The organism is Blautia sp. St.27G3 (assembly GCF_059728505.1).
Genome location: NZ_BAAGFO010000002.1, coordinates 86,866 through 100,444, shown reverse-complemented (window position 1 = coordinate 100,444; position 13,579 = coordinate 86,866). Strand labels below are relative to the sequence as shown.

General features: G+C 38.7%; 15 protein-coding genes and 2 pseudogenes. 2 read left to right on the top strand and 15 right to left on the bottom strand.

The window, feature by feature from the left end; genetic code table 11:
* Positions 1 to 196: 196 nt before the first annotated feature.
* From AC6I2O_RS10005 to AC6I2O_RS09950, 12 genes and pseudogenes are all read right to left on the bottom strand, one after another.
* Positions 197 to 358 (bottom strand): annotated as a pseudogene (locus AC6I2O_RS10005) (transposase); the annotation flags it as partial.
* Between the two features lie 143 nt (positions 359 to 501).
* Positions 502 to 1,227: an IS3 family transposase gene (locus AC6I2O_RS10000; protein ID WP_497742970.1), complete on the bottom strand. Its 726-nt coding sequence runs from the start codon at positions 1,225 to 1,227 to the stop codon at positions 502 to 504.
* A gap of 24 nt (positions 1,228 to 1,251) precedes the next feature.
* Positions 1,252 to 1,902 carry a helix-turn-helix domain-containing protein gene (locus tag AC6I2O_RS09995; RefSeq protein ID WP_497742569.1) on the bottom strand — a complete coding sequence of 217 codons (651 nt, stop codon included), beginning with the start codon at positions 1,900 to 1,902 and terminating at the stop codon, positions 1,252 to 1,254.
* Positions 1,903 to 3,112: 1,210 nt separating this feature from the next.
* Positions 3,113 to 3,499, bottom strand: a complete 387-nt coding sequence (locus tag AC6I2O_RS09990; protein WP_120392007.1) for a PIM7 family immunity protein — start codon at positions 3,497 to 3,499, stop codon at positions 3,113 to 3,115.
* 330 nt (positions 3,500 to 3,829) lie between these two features.
* Entirely contained in the window at positions 3,830 to 4,996 is a 1,167-nt protein-coding gene (locus tag AC6I2O_RS09985) for an RHS repeat-associated core domain-containing protein (protein WP_120392006.1), read from the bottom strand.
* A gap of 321 nt (positions 4,997 to 5,317) precedes the next feature.
* Positions 5,318 to 5,827 carry a hypothetical protein gene (locus AC6I2O_RS09980; protein ID WP_497742568.1) on the bottom strand — a complete coding sequence of 170 codons (510 nt, stop codon included), beginning with the start codon at positions 5,825 to 5,827 and terminating at the stop codon, positions 5,318 to 5,320.
* Between the two features lie 11 nt (positions 5,828 to 5,838).
* Positions 5,839 to 6,750, bottom strand: a complete 912-nt coding sequence (locus AC6I2O_RS09975) for a hypothetical protein (protein ID WP_497742567.1) — start codon at positions 6,748 to 6,750, stop codon at positions 5,839 to 5,841.
* Entirely contained in the window at positions 6,692 to 6,925 is a 234-nt protein-coding gene (locus AC6I2O_RS09970; protein WP_497742566.1) for an RHS repeat domain-containing protein, read from the bottom strand. Before AC6I2O_RS09970 ends, AC6I2O_RS09975 begins: the two co-directional genes overlap by 59 nt.
* An 89-nt stretch (positions 6,926 to 7,014) precedes the next feature.
* The gene (locus tag AC6I2O_RS09965) at positions 7,015 to 7,404 is read right to left on the bottom strand and encodes a PIM7 family immunity protein (RefSeq protein ID WP_497742565.1); all 390 of its coding nucleotides are present in this window, start codon (positions 7,402 to 7,404) and stop codon (positions 7,015 to 7,017) included.
* A 76-nt stretch (positions 7,405 to 7,480) separates the two neighbouring features.
* Entirely contained in the window at positions 7,481 to 8,170 is a 690-nt protein-coding gene (locus tag AC6I2O_RS09960; RefSeq protein WP_497742564.1) for a hypothetical protein, read from the bottom strand.
* A 213-nt stretch (positions 8,171 to 8,383) separates the two neighbouring features.
* Positions 8,384 to 8,539, bottom strand: a complete 156-nt coding sequence (locus tag AC6I2O_RS09955) for an RHS repeat-associated core domain-containing protein (protein ID WP_497742563.1) — start codon at positions 8,537 to 8,539, stop codon at positions 8,384 to 8,386.
* A 180-nt stretch (positions 8,540 to 8,719) separates the two neighbouring features.
* Positions 8,720 to 9,121 (bottom strand): DUF4279 domain-containing protein, encoded by a 402-nt coding sequence (locus AC6I2O_RS09950; protein ID WP_120392003.1) that lies wholly within the window; start codon positions 9,119 to 9,121, stop codon positions 8,720 to 8,722.
* 598 nt (positions 9,122 to 9,719) lie between these two features.
* Here AC6I2O_RS09950 and AC6I2O_RS09945 point away from each other — a divergent pair.
* Together AC6I2O_RS09945 and AC6I2O_RS09940 are read left to right on the top strand one after the other, a co-directional pair.
* Positions 9,720 to 10,864 (top strand): IS3 family transposase gene (locus AC6I2O_RS09945; RefSeq protein WP_497741782.1). Its coding sequence is split into 2 segments (ribosomal slippage): positions 9,720 to 9,963 and positions 9,963 to 10,864, totalling 1,146 coding nucleotides; the frame shifts between segments, so codons are not numbered across the junction.
* A 54-nt stretch (positions 10,865 to 10,918) separates the two neighbouring features.
* Positions 10,919 to 11,269 (top strand): annotated as a pseudogene (locus AC6I2O_RS09940) (transposase); the annotation flags it as partial.
* 279 nt (positions 11,270 to 11,548) lie between these two features.
* Here the strand turns inward: AC6I2O_RS09940 and AC6I2O_RS09935 are convergent.
* From AC6I2O_RS09935 to AC6I2O_RS09925, 3 genes are all read right to left on the bottom strand, one after another.
* Positions 11,549 to 11,881, bottom strand: coding sequence for a DUF3969 family protein (locus tag AC6I2O_RS09935; protein ID WP_497742562.1), 333 nt, complete (start codon positions 11,879 to 11,881; stop codon positions 11,549 to 11,551).
* Positions 11,882 to 11,937: 56 nt separating this feature from the next.
* Positions 11,938 to 12,432, bottom strand: coding sequence for a WapI family immunity protein (locus AC6I2O_RS09930; protein WP_497742561.1), 495 nt, complete (start codon positions 12,430 to 12,432; stop codon positions 11,938 to 11,940).
* A gap of 548 nt (positions 12,433 to 12,980) precedes the next feature.
* A complete protein-coding gene (locus tag AC6I2O_RS09925; RefSeq protein ID WP_497742560.1) occupies positions 12,981 to 13,367 on the bottom strand; it encodes a PIM7 family immunity protein in 387 nt (128 codons plus the stop codon).
* Between the last annotated feature and the right edge of the window lie 212 nt (positions 13,368 to 13,579).

Genomic DNA, 13,579 nt, shown 5'->3' with positions numbered 1-13,579 from the left:
CATCTTTTACCAAATCATCAGCCGCCATTTAATTAAGATTTGAATTTAATTTTAGTATTTGTACAATATACTGCCCTTATTGCTCCTCTTTTTTTCAATATTGGGGAATGATAACTATAATGAATAGTGCCATTCCCATAGCTATGTACAAAATTCCTTTGTCTATTGAGATCTTCTATGTTTCTCCCCAACGTAGCTTGAATTTTTCGTACCCAAGATGATCATCCATTTCTGCTTCCATCATTTCTTTGATCGTTCCGCCCAGAAGATCTTTCAGAGCATCCTGAATATCTTCAGCTGTCTGAATATCGTATTCTTCCAGGAGCTGATGGATAATGTTCCGTTTTCCTTCTGTCATTTGTACCCGATGTACAGGTTTCTTCTGTCTTGCCATAATAAAAGGTCCTCCTATGAATTAGATTTTATCATAGAAGAACCTTTCGGTTACATATTTACAGAAAAAATTTCACACTGAGGGGTGAGGACGATTTCTTGGACTGGCTAAGCTACTAACCCAAGACTTCGTCTGTACTCCATAGGACTCATATATCCTAATGATTTTTTTATTCTGGTTTCATTATACCACACAAGATAATTATTTAATATATCTATAAAATCTGAGATGTTTATACCTGTCCAGTCGGTGTTATAAAACATCTCATTTTTTAATCTTCCAAATACTCCTTCGCATGCAGAATTATCTGGCGAGCAGCCTTTCTTTGACATGGATCTTGTAAGCCCAGCTTTATCCATTCTTTCTATCCAGCCAGCCCATCTATAGTGTATACCCCTGTCACTATGTACTATAGGCTTTTCTCCAGGGGATAATTGACTGATAGCATCATCTAACATCGTATTTACAAGGGTGGAATCAGGAGATGTGCCTATTCTCCATGAAACTAATAATCCGTCAAAACAATCCACGATTGGTGATAAGTATACTTTCCCCGCCGAAATAGCAAACTCAGTAATATCAGTCAACCATTTACTATTTGGCTTTTCAGCAGAAAAATCCCTTTCTATTTCATTTGGAACAGATGGTGTTACTTCGCCTGCATATGAATTATATTTAGCCGTTCTTTTTACTTTTACTACTAGGTTTTCTTCATACATGATCCTACGGACAATCTTTTCGGAAACAATGGTATCTTCACGTTTGAGTAGAGCATGTATTCTGCGGTAACCATATCTGTTTTTATTTTCAGTGAATAATTCCTTGATGCGTATCCGTAAGGAAAAATATTTGTCCGGTTAAGACAGAACTTTTTCTTGATAGTAATAACTGCTTTTTGATAAATTCAGCGTCTCCAATAACCGTGGCAGTGAGTATTTAGTCTTTAGGGCATCGATTATCACTGCCTTCTCCCTGTTGCTGAGAGCTGTCTGATCGATGCCGGGGTCTTTTTTTAACACATTAATTGTTTCTTTAAGGATATCTATTTCCATTTGCATTTCAAGCATTTGATTCTTAAGCTCTGCCACTTCATGAGAGGATGAAGCGCTTGATTCCGTTGGTTTAGTCCCTTCCTTAAGTTCTCCGGGTGGAATATTTTTGTTATTCATTAGACCTAATGTACCTTCCTTTAGATAACGCTTTCGCCATTGATAAATACTGGCTCTACTATAACCAATATCTTCTGATACATATTTTATATTCTCCCCGTGTTCAAAGCAACGCTTAATTGCATCAAGTTTAACGTCCAATGGAGGATTTCTTGGATGCTCTGGAGGATTTGCAAACCGAGGAAGCTGTTTACGTTCTCTTTTCATCATATTTTCCGCAGCTATCCACGTATATAATTGTCTTCTCGTTGGATATCCCAAAATCCGTATTGTTACTGAAACGGAATTTGTTTGGTGAAATACTTTTAATGCAGTTGATTTTTGTTCTTTGGAATACATAAAAAGACTCCTTTCGGAGTCCTATGGTAGTCCAGTTTTTTGTCCGCACCCCCCTGCCAGTTTACACTATAATCTACATTTTCAAGCATCTTTTTAGAAAACTTTAATTTAAAAACATAAAAGTTCTTTATGGAATTAGCAATCAGCGCTTATTGACACTTACTATGAAGACTGATATATCTTCTGATTCAGTCTTGCCCTAGATACAAGTTCCAGAGTTTATACACACCCCAGTATTTTTAGCCCATTTTGGACGGCATTCAGCATCCACAAATAAGTTTTTCAGCAAAGTATTATCCATCCCAAAAACAGTTTTTGCCTTTTTCCCCTTCCGTAATTGATAGTCGAAATACAAATTCTGTTATATTATAAGGATCGTGCGATAATGCGATTAACATCTTCAAATTCTTTTTTTAATTCTGTCAGGAAGCTCAAAATATCTTCTTTATCCGAACCAAATCGTACTCCTTCCTCATATCCATAGAGCTTCCCATTTGTTTGATTTGCTACATTTTATTCAAAATTCAATCTCTACCACAAACATAATATAAAAGGTATCCATGTTTCATAATCGTCCCGTGGTTTTTCATAGATCTCTTTCAACACATTTATGAAACATATTTCCAATGTTAAATTTTTTTCATCGTTATTTAATACCGCCATTGTACATTACCTCCCTTCATATAATTGCTTTATATCCCTTTAACATATAACCAACTATATATCAACTTGTTCAATATGACACCGTGCTAAATCCTCCGTTATTGTTGATCATTTATACAACACCCTTCCATTTCTTTAATGCCTTCGTGTTTCCCCTTACTACCGTCACTACTTGTCCTTTTGAATTTGTAATTACCATATTATAAAATTTTCCGTTTTTCTTTATGTAAACTGTTTTTCTTCCCGATCATACACACCAGATTATTCATGCATACACATACCAGTTCAGGAGCCACGTCTCTTCGGCATTCCCACGGATACTGTCCTGCTAATGGTACAGAAGACGGTTCGCAAAATCTTGTCGGCAGATAATAGCTTCCCGTCACTGCAGCGTAAGCTTTACTGTCAAAAACGAATCTACAGTACAGGAATGGGTAGACCCCTAAAATCTGGCTCTACCCATTCACAAATTTTTATCAAACTAATCAAATTTTTAAAGATTCATATTAATTTCAATGATATTAACTTTTTAGGGTTTCTCATACTCTTAATCTTCCCAAAAAAATTTCACTTCATTTCTATTTATCTTTTCAACTTTTATTTCTTTACATTCTATTTCAACATCTAAAACTGACAGACACATTTTTACTTTATAAAAGCCTTTATACTCACTTCTAGACAAAGTTATATCCTGTCCAAAATAACATAATTGTCTGCCCCTCATAGTTTTCACATGATCTATTGAGCGAATATAAGCATCTGTTTCATAATTCACTTTAAAACATACAGAAAAAACAATTCTCCAGCAGCTAATCTCATCGTTATAAATATATATAGTTATTTCATCGCCAAAAAAAGAAACTTGAAAATCTAAAATTTCTACATCCCAATATTCCGTTTCATCTATTCTTTCTTGAATTTTTTTAATATCCATAAATTTTTAAGTCCTTTCTACTACAATATATTTATGGTTGATATCCCTAACAACCAGTTAGGATATTATGCATCTTATTACTTAAGCTGTATTAATGATAGAGCAATCGGTATATCGACTTTCTTGGACTTTGCGTCCGTATTTTAGCACCTTCTGGGTGCGTTCGTATACACCACAGTAGATTGAATAGACAATGAGTAATCTGGTACTGGCCAATTGCAATCCAAAAAGGAGTAATATTTCTACATGAAACACAAAACTGCCATGAAAAACAACCTGAACAGCCTAAAATATTATATACGTTCTTACGGTTGATAAAAAATGTGTCCATCAGGTGATTTTGATGGAACTGGGTTCCCATTTGATGTCCAACAAATTACCTTTATTATCGTATAAATGCATATGCTGATATGGTATCATCTTATCTGCCGGATCTATACGAAGTCGCATTCTCCCCTTTGGATCTTTAATATGAATACGGCCATTATGCTCTTCATATTTCCAATCATTCGGTAACTTCTCTTTTAATTCTTCCGGACTAAGTTTATTAATTTCTTCTGGAGTCAATTCATCAAGTTTTCTATCATCGACCGTTTCATTTGGTGTTTTCTTCGCTTTATCTTTTTCTTTATTCTTATCTTTTTCCTTTGCTTTCCCCGTAGACTGATTCTCCTCAGACACCTCCCCTTCCGGCTCGACTCGCTCCTCCTGTCCCTCTGTCTTTGATTCAAACATTCCTCCTACAAATTTGACAATTCCCATTCCGGCTAATGCGCTTATAAAAGCCTTGCCACCTGTCACAATCCAGGGCCATGCTTGTGGCAGAAGCTCCACCACCACCGGAGCCTCTAAAGCCACCCCAGTCTTAACTGCTTTATTCGGCACCTTGGATGGTTGCTTTACACCTGTATTTCCTGTTGCACTGCATGCTTTTGAAGAACTCTTTGTCCCACTGTCTTTTTGCACAGTGCCAGTCTTTTGCTGAGTTCCTGACACGCTCTTGGTTCCTGTATTAGTTGTATACCCATTATTTTTCGACGCATTCTGATTGCTGGTGCTTTGGTAAGAAGAACTGCCCTGGTTATTGCTTTGACTTTTGTTCTGTTTTGCCGTACCTGTATAACCGGCTGTACTTTTAGGGCTTTTCGCTCCCGTCCCGGTACTTGTTCCGGATAGCCCCTGCTGTCTGTTCCTGTTGTTCTGATATTTATAACCAGCATAAACCCCGCCAACTGCCAGACCGATCCCGATACCAACCAGAACGAGGATCTCACCTCTTGGATCCTCATACATGACCGGATTATTCTGTGCATACGCATACCGGTTTAAAGACTGCGGCTCCCTTGCATCCCCGCGCACAGTATCCGGCTGGTTGAAACGCATGGCGGCCGGTTCGTAAAACCTTGCCCTCAGGTAATAACTTCCGCTCACCGCATCATAGGCTTCCCCATTGTACAGGAACCCTTCCCCTGCGTTTTCGCCTTCTGCGCAGACCAATTTCCCCGAACGGTGTATAGCGGTAACTGCTCTTTCCCAAATAGCCAGCCAAAACAGCGTGTCCGCCAGACTCTGCCTGTGTTTTTACCCCTTCCGGAATATTTTCCTGCCTGATTCGAAGCCGTCCCTTTATCTGACTCTTCCGTAGGCACCTGCGCACATTCCCGGGTCTCATTATAGAGATAGGTTACGGTTCATTTTTCCTCCGGCCGCTAAAATTGCGTCTCCTATTCCCCCAATAGCTGATATAAATTCTTCACTTGAATCAATGTATACCAAAAGATTATCTGTTACAATTCAGATAAACAATTGCGATTACATCTATTGAAATTCTACGCCCAATCCCGTTGCTACAAGATGTTTTTCATCAACTCCACATTTAAAAATTCTCCAGAATTCCGAATCATCTGACGCATTGGCATATATTTCTATTCGTTCCTTATTTGATAAATAAATCGTTAAGTCATTTAACTCATTCAATTTATAATTTACAATATAAACTGCTCCCTCTTTATTTATCCATTGCTCTGATTTTTCATCAAATAAATTACTTCCTCTGATTTCCCACTCAAAGTCTTCAGAATATTCCATAGAACTCTTAGGAATATACATATCTTCGGATGCAAACAAAATTCCTTCCTTTCCTATAAATCTCCACATTCCTTCTACATGTAGTGCCATTTCATTTTTTTGTACCTCTCTTTTTTTCCAATCCAGAACTGTTATTTGCTTTCCCAGACCAATCCATAATAAATTAGCAGCTCTTCCTATCACATCTATTTTCTTATTTAACAATAAATCAAGATACTCAAAAACACTTTTCTGATTCATTTCTTATTCGCCTACCTTTCTCCAAACATATCTACCGCCAGTTCATATATTTCCTGAAACCCGTATCCTAAACCATGTATAGCATCATGTAATTGCCTTTGCTGATCTTTATTTAAATTTAATTTTTTGGCTACTTTCTTTACCTGATTATTTTGTTTTTTATTATCTCTTGGTGTATTTTTGTTTTGTTTTCCTACTCTTTCTTTTCTTGGACTTTCATCTTCCCAATATTCTTCCTCATACGCCTCCCCTTCCGGCTCAACTCTTCCCTCCTTTTCGTCGCCCTTGGATTCAAACATCTCTCCTACAAATTTGACAATTCCCATTCCGGCTAATGCACCTATTAAAGCCTTGCCACCTGTCACAATCCAAGGCCATGCTTGTGGCAGAAGCTCCACCACCACCGGAGCCTCTAAAGCTACCCCAGTCTTGACTGCTTTATTCCGCACCTTGGATGGTTGCTTTACACCTGTATTTCCTGTTGCGCTGCATGCTTTTGAAGAACTCTTTGTCGCACTGTCTTTTTGCACAGTGCCAGTCTTTTGCTGAGTTTCTGACAGGCTCTTGGTTCCTGTATTAGTTGTATACCCATTATTTTTCGACGCATTCTGATTGCTGGTGCTTTGGTAAGAAGAACTGCCCTGGTTATTGCTTTGACTTTTGTTCTGTTTTGCCGTACCTGTATAACCGGCTGTACTTTTAGGGGTTTTCGCTCCCGTCCCGGCACTTGCTCCGGATATCCCCTGCTGTCTGTTCCTGTTGTTCTGATATTTATAACCTGCATAAGCCCCGCCAACTGCCAGACCGATCCCGATGCCAACCAGAACGAGTATCTCACCGCTTGTATCCTCATACATGACCGGATTATTCTGTGCATACGCATACCGGTTTAAAGACTGCGGCTCCCTTGCATCCCCGCGCACAGTATCCGGCTGGTTGAAACGCATGGCGGTCAGTTCGTAAAATCACAACACCATTTTCATCATACGTATAGACCATCTCATAGCCCAGCGGATCTGTTTCTTTTATCAGGTGTCCCTGTGCATCATATTCTTTTTTCTCTTCCCCGCCATCCGCAGGGTATGGTCTTCCAGACATTCCAGCGTGTATTTCCCGCCCTTTGCATCCTCCTAGTATACCACGGGCTTTTGCTGTCGTATTCATTGTATACCTGGCGGTTTCCGGCTTTAATCTTCCCAAAAAAACTGCACTTCATTTCTATTTATCTTTTCGACTTCTATTTCTTTACATTCTATTTCAACATTCATTATAGTTAAATCCATATCTACTTTATAAAATCCACTGCACTCACTTTCTGATACATCTATTCGCTGACCATAGTAGCCTAATTGAGGCTTCTTCATCATTCTAACATATGCAATCTCCCGCCAATCAGCATCTGTTTCATAACTAACTCTGCGGCAAGTGAAAAAAGTGATTTTCCAACAACTCTCTTCGTCATTATAAACATACATTGATAACTCATCTCCAAATGACGATATCCGAAAATCCAAAATATCAACATCCCAATAATCTGTATCTTTTATTTTTCTTTCGATTTTTTTAATACTGTCCATATATTTCCTCCCTCGTATAATAAGTTTGTAAGCATGAAAAACAGCTTATAGACTTATTCTTTTTATGTATAACTTTTTAATAATTATATTGCGTATGCGCATCAGGCGATTTTCTTGGAACTGTATTTCCATTAATATCAAGCGAATTATCATTACCGTCATAAAAATGCATATGTTTATATGGTGTCTTAGAATCCGGTGGATCGACTCGTATCCTGAATTTCCCATTTGGATCTTTAATATGAATACGACCATTATGCTCTTCATATTTCCAACCATCTGGTAACTTTTCTTCTAATTCTTCCGGACTAAGTTTATTAATTTCTTCCGGAGTTAATTCATCAAGTTTTCTATCGTCGACCGTTTCGTTCGGCGTTTTTTCCGCTTTATCTTTCTCCTTTTTCTTCTTTTTTCCCTTAGTGTTTTCCTTAGACTGCTCCTCTTCAGTAACCTCACCTTCCGGCTCGACTCTTCCCTCCTTTTCATCACCCTTGGATTCAAGCATCTCTCCTACAAATTTGACAATTCCCATTCCGGCTAATGCACCTATTAAAGCCTTGCCACCTTCCATAATCCAAGGCCATGCTTGTGGCAGAAGCTCCACCACCATCGGAGCCTCTAAAGCTACCCCAGTCTTGACTGCTTTATTCCGCACCTTGGATGGTTGCTTTACACCTGTATTTCCTGTTGCGCTGCATGCTTTTGAAGAACTCTTTGTCCCACTGTTTTTTTGCACAGTGCCAGTCTTTTGCTGAGTTCCTGACACGCTCTTGGTTCCTGTGTTAGTTGTATACCCATTATTTTTCGTCGCATTCTGATTGCTGGTGCTTTGGTAAGAAGCCCCCCTGCCCTCTATACTCTTAAATCACACAGAATTTTTTTATAATCAATTTTTCAGCCTGTTGCCTGTAATTTTTTACTCCTTTTAATCCGTCCAAGTGCATCGTATTCATAGGATATCTCAATGCACTGCCCGTCCTCACTGCGGCTCCCTTGCATCACCGCGTACGATATCCGGCTGATTGAAACGCATAGAGACCGGTTCGTAAAACCTTGCCCTCAGGTAATAACTTCCGCTCACCGCGTCAAAAGCTTTCGCATTATACAGGAACCCTTCCCCTATTTCCCTCTCCATCTGCGCAGACATCTCCAGCAACTTTTCAGATGCCCACCTTTATCCCACCAGTACACGCATATCTTTTTCAATTCCAGATCAGGTAGAATTGAACTCGCGAAATTTTACATATATGACTTCTTCTGCCTGCACATCTGGAACATCTTTTCTAGCATTCATTTCAATTTCGATATTCTGTTATCAATACACATACATATCAATATCTATAACCGCTCCTATTTTATTGACAAATTTAATAAATCGAGGCTCAAAAGATATTCCTGGTATTTGGTTTTGCGCGATCCTGATAACAAACTCAATATAAATATCTAAATTATATTTTCTTTTTAATTCGCACAACTTATCAGCTTTATTTAGAAACAATTTTTCCAACTGTTTTACAGCGACCCTTATGTCCAATGTATAAATTGGACCTATATCATATTCCCAAAGTGTATACTTATATTTTCTTCCTGTTTGTCTTATGCCCTCTCCTCTGTTCCATGTCTGTGCTGGGACTATTCCTAATTCATTTGTTATTTCCTGAACATCAAATTTGTCACCCTTTAGCGCTAATTCCACAATAATGTTTGTCTTCTCCATATTATTTTATGAATTCACCAGTTGGAATTCCTACTCCTTTCCCTCCTCGTATAATAAGTTTATAGCCAGTCAGAACAGGCTATAGACTTATTCTTTTTTGTGATATAGATGCAGGATGATTTCTAAGAGGATTCCCCCACCATCCTTCCCATCTATACAATTAATAGTTACCTGTCTCATTTCTTTCTATAATAGATGTAAGGAGTTTCTGATGGGTGTCTGTGAGGGTTTCACCTCTCCCATAATGCTGGTTATCCTTTTCCATCTATACGTTACTTATTGCTTTTTTCCAAGGCCTCCCGGTGCTATAATGGTTCCTAGTGGAACCTAGGCTAAGGTACTGCTTCGTCCCTCCTGCAAAGCATATGCTATTGCTTAGAAAGCATGCAGCCCGCACCGCCGTACCTTGACTGCTTACACAAATGCTGCACCGCCAGGTCTAGCCTCCAGCAGGGTATTTCTCCTGGCACAGTGCTGATAACGCGAGGCTGCAGCTGGTACCCCTGTTGTGGTTGTTGTGGTTGTTGTGATAAAGTAAGGTTGTAACAGAAGTGGCTAATAAGATATAATCAAAATCACAAGAAAAGAGGTACCTATTATGCCACAGAATTACACTCCCGAGTTTAAGAAAAAGATTGTCCGTCTCCGTTTGGAAGAAGGAAGAACAATCAAAAGCATCACCGCGGAGTATAACATCTCCAAAGAAACGCTGCGCCGCTGGTGCAATGAATTCAAAGAAGAATGCCGGACAAGCCCCGATACAAAAACAGAGTATGATAACATGAAGGAGATGCTTAAGCTCAAAAGAGAAAATGAGGAGCTCCGAAAGGAGAACCTGTTTCTAAAAAAAGCAGCGGCATTCTTCGCAAAAGAAATCGATTAGAGGCTTATCGGTTTATAGAAGAACATCACAGAGAATTCGGGGTCCGCTGGCTGCTAAGGCGGCTTGGCATCTGTCCGAATGCGTATTACAACTACCGGAAACACCGGAAGGCGGCTTATCATGCCCAAAAAGAAGCAGTAAAAGCGCAGATCAGGGAAATTTACCATGTGCATAACGGGGTAGCAGGATACCGGACCATGACTGTCTATCTGGCGCGCAGGGGCTGCCATTACAGCACGGTTACCGTACATAAGTACATGAATACGGAAATGAGGCTGTATTCCCTTGTCCGCCCAAAGAAACCGGGCTGCCGGCGTGAAAAACCGCACAAAATCTTTGAAAACAGGCTGCAGCAAAAGTTTTGTGCAGGCAGGGCGAATCAGAAGTGGTGTACAGATTTCACGTATCTGTTTTTGAAAAATGGAGAAGTGCGCTACAATTGCAGCATTGTTGACCTGTATGACCGGAGTGTCATTGCAAGCGAGACAGACCGCCAGATCACCAGCAGTCTTGCTATCCGGACTTTGAAGAAAGCACTGGAATCACAGTCCCGGATCAATGGAGAACTGATACTCCACAGCGATCAGGGTTCCCAGTATACGTCAAAGGCATTTGTAGAATTCTGTGAATCTGTCCATGTGACACAGAGTATGAGCAAAGCAGGATGTCCATATGACAACGCCCCTATGGAAAGATATTTCAATACATTGAAAAATGAATGTGTGAATCTGTACGATTTCCAGACAGAGGAGGCACTGTATCGGGCAGTGGAAGAATTTGCTTATGTCACGTATAATCACATCCGCCCTCACAGCTATAATGGATACCGCACCCCTTATCAGGTACGGTTTGCATCTTAAATTAAAAGCTGATTTTTTTAGTCATAAGCGTTACAAAAATGCTTGACCACAACATCTTACCCGGCGCTCAGGGGAGCCATCATCCATTCTGACCGTGGATCTCAGTACACCAGTGAGACCTACCGCAGGGCAGTAGCAAAGTATGGCATTCTCCAGAGCATGAACAGCGCCGGCGGACGCTGCCATGACAATGCCCGTTGCGAGAGCATGTGGGCTCGGATGAAGGAAGAACTCATCTATGGGAGGCATGACACAGAAAAAATGACAGTAGAGGAACTGAAAACCCTCATCTGGAGATATTTCATCAGTTATTGGAACAACAGGAGGATATGCTCTTCCAATGATGGGCTTCCTCCTATGGTCAAGCGGCAGAGATATTATGAAGCTCTGGATACTGCTGCTTAGGCATTGATATCCTTGCAAAAAAAGTGTCAACCAATATTGACAATATCATTTTTTATCATTCCTTTTCGCTTTGCTCAGACCCAAAACATTTCGTCCTGTTCCTTCCTCATATGCCTCCCCTTCCAGCTTGACTTGCTTTTCTCCATCCCCGCTTTTTGATTCCACGAATCCACCAATAGTATCTTTTCCGAAACTTGATAAAATATATTTATGCTTACACAAAACTAAGGGTGCTCCCATTGTAATTACTTATTAATTTACCCTTTCCACATTATATGTTCAGCTCCAATCAATGAGCCAATTTATGTCTTCTATTTTTTCATACCTCTTTAAGCTCCTATATACCTCCGTTATCATCTCTTCTATCGCATTATCTAATTCTTCTGGAATCAATGATTCAATATCTTCCAACTCACAGCCCATGTCTATTATTTTAAGAACATTTCGTGAAACTCCCTCTTTTCTAAGCGTTCTTGTGATTCCAGGAAGAAAAATAAAAGATACTGCTTCCTCAACAGAAATACTTTTTTCTTTTAATGCCTCTAATACTCCTAACGATGTTAAAAGCATAGCCTTTCCTGCAGTTCTCTTATTCGTATATTGTATTTTCATATTCTGTCCTCATTCCTAACTTCTTTATTCGACAGCCTGTTATACATATCTGAATCTTATCGGAAAGATTTTTCCTCCAGAGTGCAATTAACATCTTCAAATTCTTTTTTTAATTCTGTCAGGAAACTCACAATATCTTCTTTATCCGAACCAAATCGTACTCCCTCCTCATATCCATAGAGTTTCCCATTTGTTTGATTCGCCACATTTATCCAAAGTTCAACTTCTACCACTTCATCCTCTGGAAGTACTTCCATAGTCATCCTGAAAAAAAATTCTATACTGCAAAACTCATAAATATTTTTATTGCCTTTTCCTAAATTCTCTAGTATTTTCTCTATACCTTTTATAAGATTTCGTATTTCATATACAGATAGAGTTGCCCGAATATCTTCTTCAATATTGTATTTTTTATCAGGCAACGTTAAACATAATATAAAAGGTATCCATGTTTCATAATCGTCCCATGGTTTTTCATAGATATCTTCCAACACATTTATGAAACATATTTCCAATGTTAAATTTTTTTCATCGTTATTTAATACCGCCATTGTACATTACCTCCCTTCATATAATTGCTTTATATCCCTTTAACATATAACGCAACTATATATCAACTTGTTCAATATGACACCGTGCTAAATCCTCCGTTATTGTTGATCATTTATACAACACCCTTCCATTTCTTTAATGCCTTCGTGTTTCCCCTTACTACCGTCACTACTTGTCCTTTTGAATTTGTAATTACCATATTATAAAATTTTCCGTTTTTCTTTATGTAAACTGTTTTTCTTCCCGATCATACGCACCAGATTATTCATGCATACACATACCAGTTCAGGAGCCACGTCTCTTCGGCATTCCCACGGATACTGTCCTGCTAATGGTACAGAAGACGGTTCGCAAAATCTTGTCGGCAGATAATAGCTTCCCGTCACTGCAGCGTAAGCTTTACTGTCAAAAACGAATCTACGGTACAGGAATGGGTAGACCCCTAAAATCTGGCTCTATCCATTCACAAATTTTTATCAAACTAATCAAGTTTTTAAAGATTCATATTAATTTCAATGATATTAACTTTTTAGGGTTTCTCATACTCTTAATCTTCCCAAAAAAATTTCACCTCATTTCTATTTATCTTTTCAACTTTTATTTCTTTACATTCTATTTCAACATCTAAAACTGACAGACACATTTTTACTTTATAAAATCCTTTATACTCACTTCTAGACAAAGTTATATCCTGTCCAAAATAACATAATTGTCTGCCCCTCATAGTTTTCACATGATCTATTGAGCGAATATCAGCATCTGTTTCATAATTCACTTTAAAACATACAGAAAAAACAATTCTCCAGCAACTAATCTCATCGTTATAAATATATATGGTTATTTCATCGCCAAAAAAAGAAACTTGAAAATCTAAAATTTCTACATCCCAATATTCCGTTTCATCTATTCTTTCTTGAATTTTTTTAATATCCATAAATTTTTTAAGTCCTTCCTACTATAATATATTTATGGTTGATATACCTAACAACCAGTTTGGATATTATCCATCTTGTTGCTTAAGCTGTATTAATGATAGAGCAATCGGTATATCGGCTTTTTCTTGGACTTTGCGTCCGTATTTTAGACTGATTAGCCAGCTTCCTCATTCGCTGCGTTCGTTTTATGCAGGTTGATCCGCCTTCTGGG

What these genes read in the sequence shown, in the direction of transcription:
- AC6I2O_RS09995 (WP_497742569.1), bottom strand. Translation starts at nt 1,902, where the DNA reads ATGTATTCCAAAGAACAAAAATCAACTGCATTAAAAGTATTTCACCAA.
- AC6I2O_RS09990 (WP_120392007.1), bottom strand. Translation starts at nt 3,499, where the DNA reads ATGGATATTAAAAAAATTCAAGAAAGAATAGATGAAACGGAATATTGG.
- AC6I2O_RS09980 (WP_497742568.1), bottom strand. Translation starts at nt 5,827, where the DNA reads ATGAATCAGAAAAGTGTTTTTGAGTATCTTGATTTATTGTTAAATAAG.
- AC6I2O_RS09970 (WP_497742566.1), bottom strand. Translation starts at nt 6,925, where the DNA reads ATGTCTGGAAGACCATACCCTGCGGATGGCGGGGAAGAGAAAAAAGAA.
- AC6I2O_RS09965 (WP_497742565.1), bottom strand. Translation starts at nt 7,404, where the DNA reads ATGGACAGTATTAAAAAAATCGAAAGAAAAATAAAAGATACAGATTAT.
- AC6I2O_RS09955 (WP_497742563.1), bottom strand. Translation starts at nt 8,539, where the DNA reads ATGGAGAGGGAAATAGGGGAAGGGTTCCTGTATAATGCGAAAGCTTTT.
- AC6I2O_RS09950 (WP_120392003.1), bottom strand. Translation starts at nt 9,121, where the DNA reads ATGGAGAAGACAAACATTATTGTGGAATTAGCGCTAAAGGGTGACAAA.
- AC6I2O_RS09935 (WP_497742562.1), bottom strand. Translation starts at nt 11,881, where the DNA reads ATGAAAATACAATATACGAATAAGAGAACTGCAGGAAAGGCTATGCTT.
- AC6I2O_RS09930 (WP_497742561.1), bottom strand. Translation starts at nt 12,432, where the DNA reads ATGGCGGTATTAAATAACGATGAAAAAAATTTAACATTGGAAATATGT.
- AC6I2O_RS09925 (WP_497742560.1), bottom strand. Translation starts at nt 13,367, where the DNA reads ATGGATATTAAAAAAATTCAAGAAAGAATAGATGAAACGGAATATTGG.